This window comes from Roseateles sp. (assembly GCF_044373315.1).
In the GTDB taxonomy this organism is placed as follows: domain Bacteria; phylum Pseudomonadota; class Gammaproteobacteria; order Burkholderiales; family Burkholderiaceae_C; genus JACDQM01.
Window position 1 is genome coordinate 21,233 of the sequence record NZ_JBILQK010000003.1, and the last position, 19,369, is coordinate 40,601.

17 protein-coding genes are annotated in these 19,369 nt (G+C 66.1%); 9 read left to right on the top strand and 8 right to left on the bottom strand.

All coding sequences use genetic code 11. The features are described from left to right. Positions 1-69: 69 nt before the first annotated feature. The gene (locus ACIQ67_RS01380; RefSeq protein WP_397532551.1) at positions 70-1,047 is read right to left on the bottom strand and encodes a tripartite tricarboxylate transporter substrate binding protein BugE; all 978 of its coding nucleotides are present in this window, start codon (positions 1,045-1,047) and stop codon (positions 70-72) included. Positions 1,048-1,306: 259 nt separating this feature from the next. Here ACIQ67_RS01380 and ACIQ67_RS01385 point away from each other — a divergent pair, with 259 nt between their 5' ends. Next, entirely contained in the window at positions 1,307-2,197 is an 891-nt protein-coding gene (locus tag ACIQ67_RS01385; protein WP_397532552.1) for an AEC family transporter, read from the top strand. 7 nt (positions 2,198-2,204) lie between these two features. Here the strand turns inward: ACIQ67_RS01385 and ACIQ67_RS01390 are convergent, their stop codons facing one another. Both ACIQ67_RS01390 and queG read right to left on the bottom strand, forming a co-directional pair. After that, positions 2,205-2,996, bottom strand: a complete 792-nt coding sequence (locus ACIQ67_RS01390; RefSeq protein ID WP_397532553.1) for a substrate-binding periplasmic protein — start codon at positions 2,994-2,996, stop codon at positions 2,205-2,207. 56 nt (positions 2,997-3,052) lie between these two features. After that, entirely contained in the window at positions 3,053-4,165 is a 1,113-nt protein-coding gene (queG, locus tag ACIQ67_RS01395) for a tRNA epoxyqueuosine(34) reductase QueG (RefSeq protein ID WP_397532554.1), read from the bottom strand. Between queG and tsaE the strand changes: the two genes are divergently transcribed. Beyond that, positions 4,166-4,639, top strand: coding sequence for a tRNA (adenosine(37)-N6)-threonylcarbamoyltransferase complex ATPase subunit type 1 TsaE (gene tsaE, locus ACIQ67_RS01400; protein ID WP_397532555.1), 474 nt, complete (start codon positions 4,166-4,168; stop codon positions 4,637-4,639). Next, the gene (locus ACIQ67_RS01405; RefSeq protein ID WP_397532556.1) at positions 4,636-6,024 is read left to right on the top strand and encodes an N-acetylmuramoyl-L-alanine amidase; all 1,389 of its coding nucleotides are present in this window, start codon (positions 4,636-4,638) and stop codon (positions 6,022-6,024) included. The genes tsaE and ACIQ67_RS01405 overlap by 4 nt, the downstream gene beginning before the upstream one ends. On the opposite strand, the gene ACIQ67_RS01410 is transcribed toward ACIQ67_RS01405, so the two are convergent. The 4 genes from ACIQ67_RS01410 to ACIQ67_RS01425 are packed head-to-tail and all read right to left on the bottom strand — an operon-like array spanning position 6,021 to position 11,357. Further along, complete coding sequence (locus ACIQ67_RS01410) at positions 6,021-6,479, bottom strand: acyl-CoA thioesterase (RefSeq protein WP_397532557.1); 459 nt, start codon at positions 6,477-6,479, stop codon at positions 6,021-6,023. The genes ACIQ67_RS01405 and ACIQ67_RS01410 overlap by 4 nt on opposite strands. Further along, positions 6,472-9,291 carry an ATP-binding protein gene (locus ACIQ67_RS01415; RefSeq protein WP_397532558.1) on the bottom strand — a complete coding sequence of 940 codons (2,820 nt, stop codon included), beginning with the start codon at positions 9,289-9,291 and terminating at the stop codon, positions 6,472-6,474. Before ACIQ67_RS01415 ends, ACIQ67_RS01410 begins: the two co-directional genes overlap by 8 nt. Before the next feature lie 12 nt (positions 9,292-9,303). After that, positions 9,304-10,026, bottom strand: coding sequence for a hypothetical protein (locus ACIQ67_RS01420; RefSeq protein WP_397532559.1), 723 nt, complete (start codon positions 10,024-10,026; stop codon positions 9,304-9,306). Beyond that, positions 10,023-11,357, bottom strand: a complete 1,335-nt coding sequence (locus ACIQ67_RS01425) for a hypothetical protein (RefSeq protein WP_397532560.1) — start codon at positions 11,355-11,357, stop codon at positions 10,023-10,025. Before ACIQ67_RS01425 ends, ACIQ67_RS01420 begins: the two co-directional genes overlap by 4 nt. Before the next feature lie 214 nt (positions 11,358-11,571). On the opposite strand from ACIQ67_RS01425, the gene ACIQ67_RS01430 reads away from it, so the two are divergent. The 4 genes from ACIQ67_RS01430 to ACIQ67_RS01445 are packed head-to-tail and all read left to right on the top strand — an operon-like array spanning position 11,572 to position 15,299. Beyond that, entirely contained in the window at positions 11,572-11,973 is a 402-nt protein-coding gene (locus ACIQ67_RS01430) for a hypothetical protein (protein WP_397532561.1), read from the top strand. Between the two features lie 11 nt (positions 11,974-11,984). After that, a complete protein-coding gene (locus ACIQ67_RS01435) occupies positions 11,985-13,013 on the top strand; it encodes a M48 family metallopeptidase (RefSeq protein WP_397532562.1) in 1,029 nt (342 codons plus the stop codon). Further along, positions 12,988-13,569: a hypothetical protein gene (locus tag ACIQ67_RS01440; protein WP_397532563.1), complete on the top strand. Its 582-nt coding sequence runs from the start codon at positions 12,988-12,990 to the stop codon at positions 13,567-13,569. Before ACIQ67_RS01435 ends, ACIQ67_RS01440 begins: the two co-directional genes overlap by 26 nt. Further along, positions 13,566-15,299: a CHASE2 domain-containing protein gene (locus ACIQ67_RS01445; protein WP_397532564.1), complete on the top strand. Its 1,734-nt coding sequence runs from the start codon at positions 13,566-13,568 to the stop codon at positions 15,297-15,299. The genes ACIQ67_RS01440 and ACIQ67_RS01445 overlap by 4 nt, the downstream gene beginning before the upstream one ends. Positions 15,300-15,351: 52 nt before the next feature. Here ACIQ67_RS01445 and ACIQ67_RS01450 read toward each other — a convergent pair whose 3' ends face one another. Next, positions 15,352-17,457: a TonB-dependent receptor plug domain-containing protein gene (locus tag ACIQ67_RS01450; RefSeq protein WP_397532565.1), complete on the bottom strand. Its 2,106-nt coding sequence runs from the start codon at positions 17,455-17,457 to the stop codon at positions 15,352-15,354. A gap of 335 nt (positions 17,458-17,792) precedes the next feature. Between ACIQ67_RS01450 and ACIQ67_RS01455 the strand changes: the two genes are divergently transcribed. Then, positions 17,793-18,557: a hypothetical protein gene (locus ACIQ67_RS01455; RefSeq protein ID WP_397532566.1), complete on the top strand. Its 765-nt coding sequence runs from the start codon at positions 17,793-17,795 to the stop codon at positions 18,555-18,557. Further along, positions 18,554-19,342 (top strand): 2-keto-4-pentenoate hydratase, encoded by a 789-nt coding sequence (locus ACIQ67_RS01460; protein ID WP_397532567.1) that lies wholly within the window; start codon positions 18,554-18,556, stop codon positions 19,340-19,342. The genes ACIQ67_RS01455 and ACIQ67_RS01460 overlap by 4 nt, the downstream gene beginning before the upstream one ends. Positions 19,343-19,369: the final 27 nt, after the last annotated feature.

Sequence of the window (19,369 nt, forward strand, 5' to 3'; positions counted from 1 at the left end):
AAGCGTCCGGCGGGTATCGCGGTCCGAGCTTCGTCAGCCACAAGATACGTCCGGACGCCAGGCGCCGACTCAGTCCAGCTTCAGCTTCTGCTTCTCGACGACCCGCTTGTAGACCTCAAACTCCGCGCGGGTCTGCGCCGCAAACTGTTCAGGTGTGTTCGCGACGATGATGGAGCCCGTGTCCTCGATGCGCTTCTTCACATCAGGCATCTCGAGCGTCTTGCGCACTGCCGCCGACACCTTGTCCACCACTTCCTTGGGCAGGTTCTTGGGGCCGTGGATGCCGTAGTAGGCCATGCGGTTCACCGGCTCGAGGCCAACTTCCTTGAAGGTCGGCACATTCGGCAGCACGGTCAGACGCTGAGGCGCAGCCACCACGATCGGGATCAAGCGACCATCCCTGATGAAGGGCAGCGCCGACGGCAGGTTGTCGAAGATCATCGGCACCTGCCCCGCCACCGTGTCGTTCAAGGCCGGACCGGCACCGCGATACGGGATGTGCAGCACAAAGACCTCAGCCAGGCTCTTGAACAACTCCATCTGCAGGTGGCCGATGCCGCCGGTGCCAGAACTGGAGAAGCTGTGCTTGCCTGGATTCTTCTTCAACTCGGCGATGAAGCCCTTGTAATCGCGTGCCGGGAAGGAGGGATGCACGGCAATCACGTTAGGTGTCGCCGCGATGTTGATGATGGAGGTGAAGTCCGTCAGCGTGTTGTACGGGATCTTGGGGTTGATCGCGGGGTTGGCTGCAGTGGTGGACACCGTCGCCATGCCCAGCGTGTAGCCATCGGGCGTCGATTTGACGATTTCACTCGCGCCGACCACGCCGCCGCCGCCGGCCTTGTTCTCGACCAGCATGTTCTGGCCCAGATGCTGGCCGACTTTCTCGGCCACCACACGCGCCACGATGTCGGTGGTGCCGCCGGGGGCGAAGGGGACGATCAGACGCACCGGCTTGGCCGGATAGCTCTGCGCGTGTGCAAGAGGGGCCAACAGGGCCGCAGCGCTGAGGGCTGCACAACGACTGATCCAGACACGACGGCTCATGGTGAGCTCCTTGTTCGAATGGTGAAAGACGACAAATGGGGCAAGGCCTAGATCCTACGGATCGCCGGCTGCGCGCATGCTAGCGGAACTACGTAAGCTGATGCGGAGCCAGTGGCACTTGACCACGAAGCATCGCTGGACAAGCACGGCTGGCCACCGCTACAGCCCGCCACCGCATGCCTTGCGCACCGCGCAGCCTCACATCTCACCGGTTCAGGGCAGCCCGGGCACCAAGCCCCTGCACTGGCACACTGCGCGGATGCCCGACGTCCTGCTTTTGCTTCCCGATTTCCTGCTGATCCTGGTCGGCTTTGTGCTGTGCCGCTACACCATGCTGGATCGCCCGGTTTGGGAGGCGGCCGAGAAGCTGGTGTACTACCTGCTGTTCCCGGTCCTGCTGTTTAACTCGATCGTGCGCACGCCGCTGCAGCCGGCCGAGACTTTGAGCCTGGCCGGCGCTGGGATCGGCGTCGTGCTGCTCGGCATCGCCCTCGCCTACGCCCTGAAGCTGTGGCCGGGCGTCGATGCCAAGGCTCATGCATCAGGCGCGCAGGTGGCCTTTCGCTTCAATTCCTATATTGCGCTGGCCCTGGCTGAGCGTCTGCTTGGCGCACAGGGCGTGGCCTGGGTGGCCTTGCTGATCGCGCTGTGCGTGCCGCTGTGCAATGTGGCGGCCGTCTGGCCGCTGGCGCGCCATGGCGGGCACGGACTGCTGCGCGAGCTCGCCCGCAACCCGCTGATCCTCAGCACCGTTGCCGGCCTGCTGGCCAACCTGGCCGGCTTGCGCCTGCCCGAAGCCGCGGCGCTGACCTTGCACCGAATCGGCCTTGCCGCCTTGCCGCTTGGCTTGATGGCCGTGGGCGCCGGCCTGCGATTCGGTGCGCTCAAGGACGCCCCCGCGCTGGCCGCCGCGCTGCTGGCGATCCGTCACGGCGTCTTGCCGCTGTGGGCGCTGGGGCTTTCGGCGATGCTGTCGCTGCCAGGGCCGCAGCGCACCTTGCTGCTGTGCTTCGCCGCGCTGCCCACCGCATCAAGCGCTTATGTTTTGGCGGTTCGCATGGGCGGGCACGGCGCCTTCGTTGCCGGCCTGGTTACCCTATCGACGCTGCTGGGCATGGTGACGCTGCCGCTGTGGCTGACGCTGTTGTAGCGCGCCCTCAGTGCCCAGGTTCGCGCAGCGGCGGCTCGGGTTCACCGGGCAGCCAGCGCTGATGGATGCGGCTGAAGCTGCCGTCACGCCTCATCTGGTCCAGCGTTGCCTGCCATTTCTGCACCACGGCCTTGGGTGTGCCGCGCCAGAAGCTGATGTAGCCATAGGATGAGCGGTAGGGGTAGACCACTTCCACATCCCCTGCCTTCAGGTTGGCCACCTGTGCCGCAGCTTCGCCCTGTGCATAGAAGCTCAGGTTGTCCGCAATGATCAGCTGCACGCGGCGCATGCGCAGCATCTTGAACATCTTCTCCGGCTCGGCCACACCCAGCAGGTTCTTCATGCCGGCGGCCTTCAGCTCCTGATACGTGAACCAATCGCGCGGCACCGCGATCTCGCGGAATTGCTCAAGGTCGGCGCGACTGCGCACCACCAGGCCCGAGCCCTTCAGCGCATAGAAGGCATCGGTCGCCATCAGGATCGGGCCGACCCACCGGAACTGCGCTTCACGTTCTGCGTTGCGTATGGTCGTGAACAGCGCCGTGTCCGGCGTCGTCTGCACGATGCGCATGCCGCGGGCCCAGGGTACGACCTCGATGCTGGCGTCCTCGCCGATCCGCTTCAGCAGTTCGCGCACCAGCTCGGTCGACATGCCTTCCGCGCGCCCCTTGCTGCTGAAACTCACTGGCGGATATTCCTCGGTGTACAGGCGCAAAGGCTCTGCCGCCACCTGCAGGCTCAACAAACCCAGCACCGCGCCCAGAACCAGGCCGAGCACCCGCCGCTGCCAACTTGTCACCTTAGGCCCCCAAAACGTCTTGGCCAGCTCCCCTTGTCTGGCGAGCATAGCGGCAATCAAGCGCCGGCCTGCTGCAAGGCCCAGGCGATGTGCTCTGTCAACACGGGATCGGCAGTCGGCCGGGCGCTGTTAAGCGCCTCAGCGAGCGCGTGGCGCAAGGCAGCGTCATCGCTCTCACGCAATGCATTGCCCATCGCCACAGCCAGATTGCGGCGCCAGCGCGCGTGGCCAATGCGGCGGATCGCCGAGCCTTCGGTGTGGCGCAGAAACTCAGGCTCGATCCATTGCCATAGCTGCAGCAGGCCCGCCGCGCTCAAGGGCGCGCGCGCGTCGAAGTCCGGCAGGCTGCTGCGCGCGGCAAACTTGTTCCAGGGGCAGACCAGCTGGCAGTCATCGCAGCCATAGATGCGATTGCCCATCAGGGCACGCAAGTCCACCGGGATCGCGCCCTCATGCTCGATCGTCAGGTAGGAGATGCAGCGCCTGGCATCGACCCGGTAAGGCGCGACGATGGCGCCCGTCGGGCAAGCGTCCAGGCAGGCGCTGCATTGCCCGCAGTGGGCGCTGCTCGCGGGCGTCAGCGGCAGGGGGAGATCCAGATAGATCTCACCCAGAAAGAACATCGACCCGGCCTCACGGTTCAGCGTCAGCGTGTGCTTGCCGCGCCAGCCTAGTCCGGCGCGGGTGGCGAGCTCAACCTCGAGCACCGGCGCTGAATCGGTGAAGACGCGATAGCCAAACGGGCCGATGGCCTGTTCCAAGCGCGTGGCCAGCTGCTGCAGCCGGGCACGCAGCACCTTGTGATAGTCCCGCCCCCGCGCATAGACCGACACCTGGGCCTGGCCGGGCTGCGCCAGGCCCTGCCACTCGATCGCCTGCCAGCCTTCGGGCGTGCTGCGCGGCAGATAGTCCATGCGTGCACTCAGCACCCGCAAAGTGCCTGGCACCAGCTCGGCTGGCCGCGCACGCTTCAGACCATGCGCTGCCATATAACCCATGCCGCCGTGAAAGCCCGCCTTCAGCCAGGCCAGCAATCCGGGTTCTGCATCGCTGAGATCGATATCGGCCACGCCAATCTGTGAGAATCCCAGCTCAGTCGCCCAGGCGCGCAGAAGAGGCATCAGGGCCTCGGCGTCAAGGGTCAGGTCTTGCTGTGGAGTCCGCGTCATTTGAGCATTCTAGAAACCCGCCGATTGCTGTGGCCCGATGAGGGCGCTGCCCAGGACTTTGCGGTCTCACTGGCACGCGTTCCCGGCCTGATGAACGCCAGCATCGAGCTGCACGGCAGCCTCGGCGCCGGCAAGACGACCCTGGTGCGGCACCTGTTGCGCGCCCTGGGTGTGCCTGGCCGCGTCAAGAGCCCCAGCTACACAGTGATGGAAGCCTACGAAGTTCCTTCCGGACCGATCAGCCACTTCGATTTCTACCGATTCAATGAGCCGCGCGAATGGGAAGACGCCGGTTTTCGCGACGTGTTCACCCAGCCCGGCCTGAAACTCAGCGAATGGCCCGAAAAGGCAGTGGGCATGTTGCCGCCTGCCGATCTGTGCATCCGAATCGAGGCCTTGGACGATGACAGCCGGCAGGTCGAGCTTCAAGCCGGCACACCCTTGGGCCTTGCGCTGCTGGGAGCCCTGCCATGAGCCGCCGGCAAGCGCTGTCTCGGATGGGTCGCCTGGCCTTGCTGTTGCAGGCCCCGACGCTGGCCTGGGCGGCCAACGGCAACAACATCATCGCGGTGCGCGTCTGGCCGGCTGCGGTGTACACGCGGGTGACGATCGAGTCTGACCGCGCGCTGTCGGCGAAGCACTTTCTGGTCGAGGGGCCAGACCGCCTGGTGATCGACATCGATGGGCTGGAGCTCAGCCCGGGCTTGCGCGAACTGCTGGGCAAGGTCAGGCCGGAGGACCCCTACATCGCTGCGGTGCGCGTCGGGCAGAACCAGCCCCGCGTGGTGCGCATCGTGCTGGACCTGAAACAGCCGGTGGCGCCACAGATTTTCACCATCGAGCCGGTAGCGGCCTACAAGCACCGACTGGTCTTCGACCTCTTTCCCCAGCAGGAACGAGATCCACTGCTGGCCCTGATTCAGGAGAAGGAGCAGGCGGAAGGCCGCGCCGCGCAGGCGGTGCAGGATGCCTTGGGCGAACTGATCGGCCGCATCGACCGGGCCGGCCCGGCGCCACGGCCTGCTGCGCCTGCGCCACAGGCTCGAGCTGACGGCGCCGCCAGCGCGCCCGAGTCGCAGACGCCGGCACCAGCCCCTGCGCCTGCGCCGGCAGTTGTGCCGCCCCACATGAGCCAAGCCAGGTTGGACCGCCTGATCGTGATCGCCCTGGACCCCGGCCACGGCGGTGAAGATCCCGGCGCCATCGGCCCCACCGGCCTGAAAGAAAAGGACGTCGTCCTGGCGGTAGCGCTGAAGCTGCGCGAGCGGCTCAACAGCAACCCGAACATCCGCGTGATGATGACGCGCGATGGCGACTACTTCGTGCCCTTGCATGAGCGGGTGCGCAAGGCACGTCGGGTGCAGGCTGACCTGTTCGTGTCAATCCACGCTGACGCCTTCTTCACGCCCCAGGCCCGTGGCGCCTCGGTCTTCGCGCTCAGCGACGGCGCGGCCAGCAGCGCCGCGGCGCGCTGGATGGCCAAGAAAGAGAACGCGGCTGACCTGGTGGGCGGCGTCAACCACGTGGCAGTAAAGGACAGCGCCGTGCTGCGCGCGATGCTGGACATGAGCACGACCGCGCAGATCAAGGACAGCCTCAAGCTCGGCCGCGAAGTGCTTGGACAGATCGGCCGTGTCGGCCGCCTTCACAAGCGTCAGGTCGAGCAGGCCGGCTTTGCGGTGCTCAGGGCGCCGGACGTGCCCTCGATCCTTGTGGAAACCGCCTTCATCTCCAACCCCGAAGAGGAGCAGAAGCTGCGCGACCCGGCTTACCAGCGGCAGCTGGTTGAAGCCTTGGCCACTGGGATCGCACGTTACTTCGCAAAGAACCCGCCGCTGGCGCGCAATCGCTCGCTCTAAACCCGCACCAACGCCCGTTCGTAGACCTCGCAGAATTCAGCGGGCATGCGGCGCGGCCTGCCAGCGGTGATGTCGATGCAGACCAGATCCCAACGCCCACGCACCAGCGTGGCGCCATCGCTGGCACGGCGCAGCTGGAAACGCCGCTCCATCGACAGCTTGCCGTCACTGGCCGTCAGCCAGGTGCCCAGCACGAGCGGCTCGCCCAGGCTTGAGGGCAGCAGATAGTCATAGGCGCCATGCCGGATCGCCATCGCGCGGTCCAGCCGCTGGTAGTCCGCCAGACTCAGGCCCAGCGCCTCGGAATGCGCCCACGCCACCTTCTCGCACCATTGCACGTAGACCGCGTTGTTGGTGTGGTTTAGGCCATCGATGTCCTGAGGTTGAGGGCTCAAGGCCAGCCTGAACGGCGCCGGATAGTCCCAGCCCTCAGCCAGCGCCAGAGTTTCAGTCATAGAGGGGCTTCTCCGGGCGGCGCGCCAGCACCGCGATTGGCGGAGCCCAGCGCTCGCCCCTGGGTTTCTTGCTGGTGATCAGCGTGATCTCGGAGGGCTCGAACACCTCCACGTTGTGCGTGATCGGCGTGGTCAGCAGGTACTGCGCGCGGGTGCTGCGCAGGAAGTGGCCGACCAGCTGGATGTTACGCACGTCCAGGTGCGCGAAAGGCTCGTCGATGAAGACGAAGCCGCCCGCGCTCTCGTCGTCCTTCATCAGGCCCACCAGCAGGATCAGGCTCTTCAGCACCTGCTGGCCGCCCGAGGCCTCGCCGTCGTTCAAACCCACCTCGCCCTTGCCGTCGAAGTTGAACTTCACATGCAATCCAGCCTGGGCCAGCACGGTGTCGTCGTTATCCAGATGCGGCAGGTCGGCCTGGGCGATCACGCCGGCCAGCTCGCCCAGCTCCTGCACATTCTTCTTGTAGCGGCGCATGGTTGCGCGCAGCACGTCGATATAGCGTTCGCGGGCGTTGAAGGCGGCAATGCGCGCCATCTCGTTGCTTGCGCGTCGGTCTTCAAGCTGCGTGCTCTGCTCGTGCACGGAGGCGTTCATGCGAGCATGGCGATCCTGTACTGCAGGGTCGGTCTCCCACACCCCGGTGTCCAGCTCCTGCTGCACATGGCGCATCGCGATCTCGGCCTGCTTGGCGTTCTCGAACTCGTCGCGCAGCGCCTGGATCTTGGCCGGCTGCACCCAGCTGGCCGCAAACGCCGCCTTGGCTTCGCGCGAGGCCCTGGCCGCGAGGGTCAGGTCTTGCCGGCGGCTCTCATGCTCGCGCAGCACGCGCAGCACGCCTTCTTCGCTGGACTTCAGCGAGCCTTGCGCGGCCTCGTAGTCGCGCTCGCTGCGTGTTGCATGCGTCAGCGAACGGTCATGTTCGGCTTCCAGCGCGGCCATGCGGCTGGCGGCCTCGACACGCGCCTGGCGAAGGCCGGCCAGGCGTGCGCGGCCTTCGGCAAACTCGGCCGAGCGCTCGCCCAGTTCGCGCGCAGCCTTGTGGCCTTGCGCGGCGCGCTGCGCATCCTTGAGCTGACGCTCAACCTCGGCCTGCTCCTTGGCGATGCGGCTGAGCTCGCTGTCGTAGCGGGCCAGTTCACGCTCCAGCGCCACGCGGCGGGAATCCAGCGCGGCGACGCCGAACTGGTAGTCGCGCGCCTCCACCCACAGGCTTCGGCCCCCGCGGCCGTCACGGTAGTAGGCGTCGGGCGTGATCCACTCTCCGCCGGCGCGGGCTCCCGCCTCGGTGTCTTTCACACAGCGGATGCTGCCCAGCTGGCGGATCAGCCAGCCCGGCAGCTTGGCGTGCACCTTCAGCGCCGCCAGCAGCGAATCCTTGGGCACGACGGCTGGCACATTCTCGGCATCTGCCACCACATAGTGACGGTAGCGTTCCTTCGCCGCCAGACCGAAGGCGCGGCCTTCGTCCGACGAATGTGCCAGCACCACCACCCAGCGCGAAGGCCGCAGAAAGCCCTCGGCCGCGGCACGCCAGGCCTCGTCCGCGATGTCGATGCAATCCGCCAGAACATGATGGGCGATGCCCGCCTCGTCGAGCGCGCGGCGAAAGCGCGTCACCTCGGGCGGCGGCGGTGGCAGGCGTTGGCCGCTCAAGGCTTCCATCGCTGACTGCGCCTTGCGCGATTGGTCGTTCTGGCGCGTGAAGCTCTCGCGAAGCGCATGCTGGCGGCTGGCGAGTTCTTCCAGGCGCTGAGTCAGCTCGGCGCCGTCGGCCTCCACCGCAGCCAGCGCCTTCAGCTCTTCCTCGCGCTTGGCCAGAAGCTCCACCGGCCGCTCGGCTTCACGTGCGGCATCAAAGGCAGCACGTGCCTGCTTGCGCTCTGCGTCCAAATCGACCAGCTTCTGCTTGGCCGCTTCATGCGCCTGGAACAGCGCATGCAACTCGGCGCGCTTCGCCGCCATCTGCCGGCTATCACTGGCAGCAAACAGGCGCTGACGATGCAGCTCGCGCAGCGATTGCGCGGTGCGCTGGCGGCTCTCCGCCCATTGCAGCACCGGCAGCACTTCGGTGGACAGGCGCTCGCGCTCCTTGAGCCGCAGTTGGTACTGTTGGTAGCTGGTGACGCGGTTAGCAAGATCCGAGAGCTGGGCCTGCGTGTGCGACAACTCATGCACCGCCTGCTCTACTTCCTTCATCAGCTGCTGCTGGTGGCTGCGCGCCTGGTCGTAGCGGTCCAGCACCTCCTGGTCGCCGAACACCTCGAAGACGAGGCGCAACAGCTCCTTGGGCGAGAGCTCACACAGGCGATCGGTCTGGCCCTGCTCCAGCGCCAGCACGCGGCCGATGGCGCGCGTCAGCCCCGCGGCTTCCAGGCGGCGCTTCCAGGCCTCGATGCCCAGCCAATCCTTCTCGGCCTTCTCGGCCAGAGCCTCGATCTCATGCACGCCGTCGACCATTAGATAGCGGCGCTGCCAGTCGCCACCGTGGCGCTCGATGCGGCAAGCCAGCGTCACCTGGTCGCTGTAGAGCAGCGAGCTGGCAAAGGGCCGGCTGCTGTTCTGGCGGCTGCGCGGCTTGTTGTCAACCAGGGCTCGCAGCCACGCCGTCTCGGCGTTGGCATGGCGCGCATAGGTGCGGAAGGTGCGGCCGCCCGAGCATTCCAGCCCCAGCAGCGTGCGCATCGCGTCCAGCAGCGTGGTCTTGCCAGAGCCGTTCGGGCCGGCGATGGTAATGATGTTGCCGTCCAGCGGCATCGAGACGCGCTGGCAGTAATCCCAGTGCAGCAGTTCAAGCGATTGCAGATGAAACATCGGGGCTTCTTCTTATTGGAGTTCTTCGCCGTCTTCGTCGATGACGTCAATTTGCTCGGCCTCGCGCAGCCGGGCCAGTGCCGGCGCGGCCTGCGCATCGGTGGTGCGCGCCAGCACGTCGCCCAAAGCACCATCCAGGATACGCGGTGCCAGGGTGTCGTAGTCCAGCAGCAGATCCAGCAACGGGCCTTCGGCGATGTCTTCGCCGCGGCGGGTGATGAAGCCGTTGCGCTCCAGCAGCTTCAGATTCGCATCAAGGCGCAGCTTCTTGCCCAGCTGATTACCAAAGTCGGCCAGCAGGCTGCGGTAGGACAAGGTGGGCGCCACGCTGGCGGCCAACGGCAGCGGCTTATCGGTGGCGAACATCTCACCCTGCCCTTCCTCGCCCGCCTCGCTGCGCGCGATCTGGCGCTGGCGCTTGGGCAGCACGATCAGCGACCACAGCACCACCAGTAGAGCGACGCCGTCACGCGGCAGGTCGAGGTTGTTGTTGGCCGCCAGGCCGGTCTCGCCGAACACCGCCACCTCGGCGGGGCGCAGCATAGCCACGCTGATGTGGTCGGCATAGAGGTTGTCGACCACTCGCAGGCCGACAGCCGCCAGCCGGTCGCTCAGCGCGGCCCACAGCTCGGTATCGATCAAGGCGCGGCGCACCAGCGCGTGGCTGCGCGGCAGCCAGCGGCGGGCCAGCAACTGGGCCGCCAGGTGCGCGGCATCGTCAAGGGTATTGCTCATTGTTGTTCTTGTGGCGCTGTTTTCGGTTCAGTGGGAGTGGCGCTGTTGTGCAACACGCCTTGGCTCATCCAGCGGACGAACTCGTCGTCCACCTCGCCCTGCTCGGCTGACCAGCGCACCCGCCAGGGCTGGCGCGCCATATCGCCAGTGGCGCCGCTCAGGTGCTGAGCCTGCGGGTCGCCCAGCAGTGGCAGCAGCTGGGCGCGGTAGGCGGAACGGGCATAGCTGCCGCCCAGCACCGCCGGGGCCAGGTCTTGCTCGGCGTGGCCCTCGGCGCTCCACAGGCCCAGCAACTGCTGCATCTGTGCCATCTCGGGCGGCAAGCTCATCACCGCCAGTTCGCCGGACGGTGCGGCCAGACCTTGCGGCAGCGGCTCCAGCAGCTTGGCATCAGGCCGATCGCGTTCGAACTCGCCCTCGGCCATGTCCAGCAGTTCATGCTGGGCCACCAGCACCGGGTGCGCCGGCCGTGAGAGCGCGCCCAGCGCGAGGTTCTCCAGGAAGGGCACGTTCTGCAGCCAACGCCGAACATCGGTGGTGGTGATGCCGGTGGAGCCCAGCGTGACGCGCTGGCGGTCTACCTGCTGCAGCGCGCGGTTGAACTGGCTGGCCATGGCCAGCAGACGCGCCTGCGCCAGGCCCAGCTCGCGTGCCAGGCGTTCCAGCCGCGCGTTGCCCTGTTCCTGGGCCTGCTCGATGATGGCCTTGAGCGCCTCTCCAGCGCGGTCGACCAGCTTGAGCGCGCGCTCGAAACGCTGGCGCGCGCGGCGCAGATGGAACTCGGAGCCGCTGGCGATCGCATCGGCGAACTCGTCGTACAGGCGCGAGAGCTGGGCCTGCAGATGGCGCAGCTGGGCCGGGTCCAGCGTACCAAGCGTGTGGGCACCGGCCACATTAGCCAGCAAGGCGGCCAGATCGGCATCCTGCTCGCGCGCGGCGGCCAGTGGCGACAGCAGGCCGATTAGCTGCTGGGCCAAGGGCGTGACGCTGTACTGCTGATTGCTGCCGTCCCAGGCCAGCAACTCGGCCTCGCGCAGGCGCTTGAGCACCAGCTCCAGCGCTTCGTCGCGCAGCATGTGGAAATGGCGATTCAGCGTGTCGCGGCTAACGCGCGATTCCGGCAGCGCCATCAGTTCCATGAACACCCACACGCGCAGCCGAACCAGGGCCGCCGGCCCGTGACACAGCGCGCGCAAGGCGTTGAGCAGCGGCTCATTGCGCTCCAGCTGCCACCACAACAAGGCTTCGCCGGGCGCCGCGCCGTCGCGGAAATAGTCTTCAAAGCGCAACTCGCCTTCGTCAGCGACTGCGCCCACCTCGTTCTCTGTCATGCAGCGATTATCCCAGCGGGGCGCACGGTCTCGGCAATCTCGCATTGCGGCAGGTACCAAGTCAATGTGTCAGCGGTGTTGAAACACAAGCTAGGGTAAGCACGGCCCCCAACGGTGGGACAAGGGACGCGACGCGAGCACGGTAACCTCCCGTTACCACGTGGTCGGGCAAGGCAGCGCCTGCATGCGCCCATATCGCAAGGAAGGATTGAACATGCGCCGTCTGCTCGCATACCGTCCCCTGATTGCCGGCCTGCTCGCGGCGGCTGGATGCAGCACCGCCTTGTGCGCACCGACTGATATGCCCGCTCTGGCGAATGCGGAAGCCGTCTTGACGCGCAACGGCAAGCTGACCTTCTACGCTGATGCCGAAGGTGCCAGGAAAGGCGGCGAGCTGCTGGTCAAGGAGCTGGAGCTGCCCTTGACCATACGTGAGGAACTGGCGAATGGCCTGGTGCGCATTCAGGTCAAGGGCACCGACTACTGGGTGGCAGGAGAAGAACTGCGCATCAAGCGGCCCATGCAAGACGGCTGCATCACCATTTCTCGCCATGTGGCCACAGCGGCCGATCGCGGAGCCAACGAAGGCTGCGCCAAGAGCCGGGCTAAAAAATGATTGGAGCAAGGATGAGCAAGGTTTGCTTGCGCGGCGCTGGACTGTGCGTCTTTGCAGGGCTGCTCCTGTGCCCGACGCTGCATGCACAGGAGTCAGACAGTCCAGCCCAGGCGCCAGCGGCGAAGCCCGCCGAGTCCGGCAGCGGTTTCTTCGGGCGCCTGACGGGTTCGGTGAAAGACGGCTTCAGTGGACTGGTGGGCGGCGTGCCTGAGAAGCCACTGATTGCCGCGCTCCAGAGCGGCGCATACGCCGCATCCAACGAGGCACTGGGCGAAGACCGAGATGTCGAATCAAAACGGGTGCGCCAGTTCGGCCTGGTGCCCGCCCCGCTGCTGCAGGCCTATGTAGACGGGATCTACCAGCGCCTGAAAGAAGCGTCAGGCGTCCAGGCAGTGCCCGGCCGGATTCACTTGACGCCAAGCAGCGAACTCGACGCGTCCAGCACGGCGGACGGCAATGCCTTTGTCTCCATGGGCTACCTGCGTGCCCTTCGCACCGAAGACGAACTGGCAGCGCTGCTAGCCCACGAGCTGTCCCATGTCCTGCTGCGTCACCACGACAGCAACATCTTCGGCAAGCTTCAGAAGCAGCTTCAGACCGTGTTCGCCGCTGGTTCGACGATCAAGAACCAGCTCGACCAGCTTGACCGGGCCCAGCAGTCCGGCACCGTGAGTTTGAGTGCGTCGCAGACCCGCACATTGCAGCGCATGCAGCTTGGCATCATGCTCACCGATCATGCGCTGCACCCAGCCTGGAACCGTCGCCAGGAAACCGAGGCAGACCGGCTGGCTTACGACCTGCTGGTCAAGGCAGGCTATGCGCCGGCTGCCATGAATCGCTGGCTTCAGGTGGTCGCGGACTGGGAGGATGTGCAGAACAAGAAGAAGGCGCAGGCACAGGCTGAGGTCCAGAGTGGCGTGGACCTGCTGGTCAGCAGCGGCAAGCTTGACCTGGCCTTGAACAAGGGCGTCAAGAATGCTGGCGACGTGCTGTTGGAGCAGTTGCAGTCCCGCCATGAACGCGATCAAGCGCATCGATGATCTGGGCGCCTACACCGCCAAGCACTATCCCAGCGTGCCGCGCCTGGCGCTCAAGCCGGGGCTGCATCTCAGCCAGGCCACGCATGGTCAGCTGCTGAGCGCCTACGACGATGTCTTCAAGGCGATGCAACTGGAGGCCGACAACCAGCCCGGTGAAGCGCTGAAACTGCTGAGCCGCCTCACCGCCAGGAACTCACCGGTGGCCCAGCATGCGCTGCCCAATCTTCGGCTGTACGAGCTGATGCGCCGCATGAACAAGGAGCGCGAAGGCCTGAGCTATCTGAGCCGCAGCCTTGAGTCCCCCGAACCCGTCCTTGATGCCTTCAAGCAGATGGCCCTGCTCAACAAACGCAATGGCGACCGCACTGCCGTGTTGCGAACCGGCGAGATGGCGATGGCCAAGTTCAAGAAGGCGCCTGCGCTTTATCCCGAACTGATCGCCTTCTACAGCACGGAAGGCTATCCCGAGCAGGCACGCGAGCTGCTGAACAGTTGCACGCTGACCATGGTGGAGTACCGCGAAGCCTGCAACAAGGCATTCCAGGCCAAACCGTGAGCAAGCGTCGCAAAGGCGCGCAGCAAGCGGCCGTTGCTGCGGCCGGCTTCGTCCATCCCTATGACCGTCTGCACCCACTGACGCAAGCCGCGCTTGCCGCGGGCATGAGCATCGTCATTGGCCTGGCGCTGGCGTGGCTGAGCAACCACAGTTCCATCGCCGAAACCGTCAAACGCATGACGGCGCGGCTCTATCTGCCGGCCTTGAGCAGCACCTATCCCACCGAGGGGCGGGACGCCATCACGGTGATCACCATCGATGACGCCGACCTGGAGAAGCGACGCCTCGCCTGGCCGGTGCCACTGACGAAATACAAGGCCTTGATCGAGCGCCTGCTGCGCCATGAGCCCAAGGCCATCTTTCTTGACATCGTGTTTCTGGACAATCGGCCTAGTGATGAGACTGAGGGCCTGGCCCGGGCAGCCTGCCGCGCCCGGGAACAGGGCGTACCGGTGTACCTGGCGTCCTTGCAAGGCCAGGTCTCGCGCAGTTCGGAAACAGAACGCACACTGCTGTGGGCTCGCACGTACGCTGGACAGCCGTGCATCAGCCCGGTCGCACCCAATATCAGCATCGACCGTTATGAGCGCTCGGCTTGGGAGTACCCACTGCGGGTTGAACGATCCACGCTGCCGCCGGCCGCCCTGGCGATGGCCTGTGACGCCAAACCCGCACTCTGCCCCAGCGATTTGTCTCAGGACATGGCCTTGGTCTGGGGCAGCAGGCCTGCTCCGATCAACGAGCAATTGATGCTCGACTACAACGACAAAGGCGAGCTTGAGCCCGTATGCCGCAGCGAATGGTCCTGGCTCGAACTGGTGCCCAAGCTCGGTGGACTGCTGCGGCAATTGCCAACGCCCGACTGGCTGGTCGACCGACTGCCCGACAACGACTGGTGGGCCACCTTGATAAGCTTCAAGCAATGGAAGCAGCCCCTCTGCGTTTACAACCGAACCCTGCCGCTGCGCGCGCTGGACGCGGGTCAGGTGGTACCGCTGGAGGAGGTTCGCGAGGCGCTGCATCAGCGGTTTGTGCTGATTGGCACCGACTTTCAGAGCCGCGGAGACTCGGTGATGGCCCCGTTGCAAGGGCGGGTGCCTGGCGTGCACGCCCATGCGATGGCGCTCGACAACCTGATCAGCTTCCGCGGCGAGTATCGGCAGGCCGGCGACTTTGCGCTGAGCCTGCCGCTGACGCGCGCAACCCAGTACACGATCATCGCTGTGGCGCTACTGGCCGTCGGGATGGTGGCGTGGGGCCGATTCACGCGCTACCTGGCGTCGCATTCAGAACTGCCACGCCCCGTGGCGCCGGAACGGCTTCAGGGCTCGGGCGCCTCCTCGGCACTGGGCAAGCGCAAGGGCATGCGCCGAATTGCTTCCTTCGTCTACCAGCTTTGCAAGAAGCTGTTCTCCCTAGGTCTGTATGCCGCGGTACCGCCCCGGCACAACCGGTGGTACCGCTTCGGCCGGCCGGCGCTCGCTGCCTTGCTGGCGGTGCTCGGCATCTGGCTGTTGTTCCAGATCGGTGATCGCCTGCTTCACGTCGGCCCGCTGAGCCTGATCGAGTTCCTGCTATTTCCCTTGGGCGTCGAGTTCATGCACGGTGGCGAAAAGGCGGCGCGGCTACTGGCCACGATCTGGGACGCATCGGGCTTCGACGATGCAAAACGCCGCCTGGTCGAACTGGCCGTGCGCGCCGAACACCAGGCCGGTACCGACACGCATTGAAGCGAGGGCCTGATCGCCAGGAAAAGGACGCGGGGCCGCTGACCGCTAGCGCTCAGAAGCGCGCCACCCAGCTGGCGTTGATCGCCCTCAGCGTGTTGCGGCGCGTGCTGCTGCCGGCTGCAAAGCCGTCGAGATCGGCGACGCTGCTCGATATCCGGTTGTCAGCGGCCAGCAGGTTGCTCAAGCCCAGCCGCAGCTGGGTCGTGCGGTCAAGCCGCCAGGAGGCGAAGGCGTCCAAATTTCGCACTGCGCTGCGCCGGCTCAGCTGGCGATCGGTCTGCTGCACCGTGTAGCTGGGCTGCAGCACCAGGCTGGCACCAAGCGTCCATTGCGTGCGCGCCACGCGCCAGTCGAAGCCCATATTCGCCAGCCATGGCGGCTGCGCCTCAAGCCGATTGTCGGGGCCGTCGACCTGCTCGACGCGCGAGCGGTAGACGTTCCAGGCGGCACGCAACTGCACGCCGCTGTCGGTGCGAAACAAGCCAGGCAGCCACTCTTCGGCACGCCCCTTGATCTCGAACTCGAGGCCCAGGCTGATGGCTCGACCCACGTTCACCGGCCGCGAAACCCAGCGCGGCACGTCGACTACGCCCGGCGCCGGTGCAGCTTCCAGGCTGATGCGCTGGCGCACCAAGTCATCGATCAGCCGGTAGAACATGCCGATGCTGAGCACGCCGCCAGACGCCGGGTAGTGCTCGAAGGCCAGGTCAAGACCCGTCGACAGCTCAGGGCGCAACAGCGGGTTGCCCGCACGATCCGCGGCAATCGGCGTGTTGGTGATGTCGCGCTCATAGTTTCCGTTGACAACGTAGCGCGCCACCAGCGCACTCAGGTCCGGCAGCTTGAAGCTGCGCGTCAGGCTCGCACGCAGCAGGTCGCGGCCCTTGGCATCGAGGCGGTACTTCAAATGAATCAGCGGCGTGGCGATACGCGCCTGGTTATCGATCGGGCCACTGGCATCGGCACTGCGCGTGCTGATCTGCTCGAAGCGGATGCCCGGCAGCAGACTGAGGTGATCACCCAGCGACCAATCATCCTGCACGAACAGCGCCAGACGATCGATGTCGGCGGCAAAGGGAACGCCAGTGGCGCTGTCCAGGCGCTCGACACCGAACTCCCACACGCGGCGCATTTCATGGCGCTGGCGGCGGTCGATATCCCAACCGGCGGTCAGCTTGTGGTCCTCGGCCAGCTCCAGACTCAGGCGGCCGCCCAGCGCCAGGCGCGAATCTTCGAACTCGGTCAGCGACTCCCGACTCATCAACAGCGCAGCGGACTCATCGAAGCCTTCATAAACCCCTGCTGTTTCGCGTTCCGTGGACTGCCAGGAGGCCTTCAGCTCGGCACGACCGCCACTCGCCAGCTTGCGTTGCCACTGGGCGTTCAGCCGGCGCATATCGCTGTCGCTCTGCGTCTGCGAGCCGTCAGCCACGGTCTGCCAGGGTGTGCCAAGCAAGGAGCGGATGCTGCGCTGGTTTTTGCTGCGTGACTCGACGCGTTGCGCAAAAGCGCCAAGGTTGACGGTGTTCAGCTCGTCCAGTTTCCATTGCAGCCGCGGCGACAGCTGCGCACTCCCACTGCGGCCGATGTCCTGCCCATGGATGGCCTGGGCCTGCACCTCGCCAAGGCGGTTGCGTGACACACGCTCGCTGTCGTATGTCGTGCCCTGCGACGATCGGCCCGTACTGACGGGCAGCACGAACGAAAGCCCGCCGATGCGGTCGCCCCATTGGAAGGACGTGCTGCCGCCGGGTTGAATCGCCCGGTAGTTCAGGCCACCGCGCCACTCCCGCTGCAGCGTGCGCGGCGGCTCGCGCAGCACGATGTTGATCGTGCCCGCGACGCCCGGGAACTCGGCTGTCGCACCCTTGATCACCTCAATGCGCTCGACATCGCCGGGCGCCAGACTGTCCAGCGAGAAGCCGGGCGGCGCCGGCTCGCCATTGATCAGCACCTGCGTATAGCCTCCGCCAAGGCCTCGCAGGCGCGGCGCGCCGCCGTCCATCGAGACGCTGGGAAGGCGTTTCAGCACATCGGTGATGTCGATGTCACCCTGGCGGTCAAGCTCCTCGCGGCCGTAGATCGACATGGCGGCGTTCTGACGCCTGCGCTGGCTGTCGTCGGATTCACCGACTCCGCTGACCTCGACTCTGGGCATGGCCTGCGGCGCCTCAGCTGCCGCTGAAGTCGCACGAGACAGCGGCGCCGCTGCTGGGGCCGATGCGGGCTTGGCAACGGGCACGGCAACAGCAGAAGGCGCTGTCTGAGCTCTTGCCTGCGTGCAGACGAGCAGAGCGAGGATTAGGCCGGATCGCAGCCACTGAGCGAGAGTCATCGGGGTCGAATTACAGCATGGCCCTGTCGTGCTGCTGCGCCCTCCGAGCGCCTGCCGCACAGGCCGCGGCCTTGCGCAAATCCCGGCTTTTCGGTCAACCCTCATGGGGTCACAATCGTTGCTTCAACCAGCACAACCCATTGAATCGGAATAGCTGCATGTCAAACAGTCATACCCGAAGCACTGCTGTCCTGAGCACGCTGCTGCTGGGCGCAGCCGCCACACTGGCCACAGCCTGGGCATCACCCGCCTGGGCGCAGCGCGACTGGCGCGTGTGCGCCAGCGAAGGCCAGACCTGTCGCGTCGACGGTGAAGCCATGGTGCGCTTTGGCGCCGATGACCGCTACGTGTTCCGGCTCAGCCGCGAAGCACTGGCCTGCGAGGTCGACACCTTCGGCTCGGACCCCGCGCCCGGCGTCGTCAAACGCTGCGAAGTCTCACGGGATTGGCGCAGTGATTCGCGCTACAACAACTGGCGGCGCCCGGGCGACTCAGCCGCATCAGGCTGGCACCTCTGTGCCTACGAGGGGGACTACTGCCGCGTACCGGCGGAGGCCACACAGTTGCGCTACGGTCAAGACGGCCGCTATGTCGAGCGCAGCGCGAACGGCGGCATCCCATGCAACAACAGCAGCTTCGGCCGCGACCCCTATCCCGGTGTAGCGAAGCAATGCGAGTACCGCATCGGTGGCGGCTCTGGCGGCTGGCCTGGCCAATCGTCCAGTGGCTTGCCCTGGAACAGCTGCGCCCCCGAGGGCGGCTATTGCAGCTTCCGCGGCCCGGGCATGCTGCGCTATGGCGCTTCCGGTCGCTATTTCTATCGCGAAGCGGTCAACGGGCAGCGCTGCGGCAACGATGAGTTCGGCGGCGATCCCGCACCTGGCGTGAACAAGCGCTGCGAGCTGTTGCGCCTGGGCCGATGATCTCGGCGCGTCAGGAAGCGCTGGCGGTAGCGCTTGCGCAGGCGCGTGTCGGCGGGCACACCCTGGAGGCTGGATACTGGGCTGATGCAGTGACAAGCCCGGCGGACGCTGACGCTGTGCAGCAGCGGGTCAGCGAGCTGCTGGGCTGGCGTTCACAGGGCCTACCGCTGGCGTGGAAGTCCGGCGGACCGGCGCGTCATGGCCCCTTCAGCCATGCGCCTATTGCGCCTGACGGTGTGCAGCAGCGGCCGCCCTCGGTGCTGCTCGGCGTCGAGGCCGAGGTGGCGTTGAGGCTGGCCCGTGATGTGGATGCGTCGCTGGCCGCAACGCTTCGGCCGGGCGAACTGCCCGCGGACCTGATCGACGCCATGGCCCCTGCCCTTGAGCTGGTCGGCTCGCGCTGGCGGGAAGGCCTGGCTGCACCCGAGCTGCTGCGCCGCGCCGACCATCAATCCAATGCGGGCCTGCTCATCGGTCCCTGGCTGCCATTCGAGAATCGTGATTGGGCGAGGCAAGCGTTCACGCTTCAGCTTGGACAGGCCCAGCCGCTGCACTACCGAGGCGGCCACGCTCTCAATGACCCGGCTTGGTTGCTGCCCGCCTGGCTGCAGCAGCTGAGTCGAGAGGGCCAGATGGTTCCAGCTGGAACGATGGTCACTACCGGTGCGTGGTGTGGCTGCGTGCCACTGCGCCAGGATGAATCAGCCAGCCTGCACTTTGAAGGGCTGGGCCGCGTCAGCACCGAGTCCTTCTCCCGCAGCGGCACGGCCAAGCAAGCCCTTTGAATGTTGCGCTCAAAGCTTTTTCACGCT

Excerpts from the sequence above, each read along its gene's own strand:
- ACIQ67_RS01380 (WP_397532551.1), bottom strand. The coding sequence starts at position 1,047 with ATGAGCCGTCGTGTCTGGATCAGTCGTTGTGCAGCCCTCAGCGCTGCG.
- ACIQ67_RS01385 (WP_397532552.1), top strand. The coding sequence starts at position 1,307 with ATGCCCGACGTCCTGCTTTTGCTTCCCGATTTCCTGCTGATCCTGGTC.
- queG (WP_397532554.1), bottom strand. The coding sequence starts at position 4,165 with ATGACGCGGACTCCACAGCAAGACCTGACCCTTGACGCCGAGGCCCTG.
- ACIQ67_RS01405 (WP_397532556.1), top strand. The coding sequence starts at position 4,636 with ATGAGCCGCCGGCAAGCGCTGTCTCGGATGGGTCGCCTGGCCTTGCTG.
- ACIQ67_RS01410 (WP_397532557.1), bottom strand. The coding sequence starts at position 6,479 with ATGACTGAAACTCTGGCGCTGGCTGAGGGCTGGGACTATCCGGCGCCG.
- ACIQ67_RS01415 (WP_397532558.1), bottom strand. The coding sequence starts at position 9,291 with ATGTTTCATCTGCAATCGCTTGAACTGCTGCACTGGGATTACTGCCAG.
- ACIQ67_RS01420 (WP_397532559.1), bottom strand. The coding sequence starts at position 10,026 with ATGAGCAATACCCTTGACGATGCCGCGCACCTGGCGGCCCAGTTGCTG.
- ACIQ67_RS01425 (WP_397532560.1), bottom strand. The coding sequence starts at position 11,357 with ATGACAGAGAACGAGGTGGGCGCAGTCGCTGACGAAGGCGAGTTGCGC.
- ACIQ67_RS01430 (WP_397532561.1), top strand. The coding sequence starts at position 11,572 with ATGCGCCGTCTGCTCGCATACCGTCCCCTGATTGCCGGCCTGCTCGCG.
- ACIQ67_RS01435 (WP_397532562.1), top strand. The coding sequence starts at position 11,985 with ATGAGCAAGGTTTGCTTGCGCGGCGCTGGACTGTGCGTCTTTGCAGGG.
- ACIQ67_RS01440 (WP_397532563.1), top strand. The coding sequence starts at position 12,988 with ATGAACGCGATCAAGCGCATCGATGATCTGGGCGCCTACACCGCCAAG.
- ACIQ67_RS01450 (WP_397532565.1), bottom strand. The coding sequence starts at position 17,457 with ATGCCCAGAGTCGAGGTCAGCGGAGTCGGTGAATCCGACGACAGCCAG.
- ACIQ67_RS01455 (WP_397532566.1), top strand. The coding sequence starts at position 17,793 with ATGTCAAACAGTCATACCCGAAGCACTGCTGTCCTGAGCACGCTGCTG.
- ACIQ67_RS01460 (WP_397532567.1), top strand. The coding sequence starts at position 18,554 with ATGATCTCGGCGCGTCAGGAAGCGCTGGCGGTAGCGCTTGCGCAGGCG.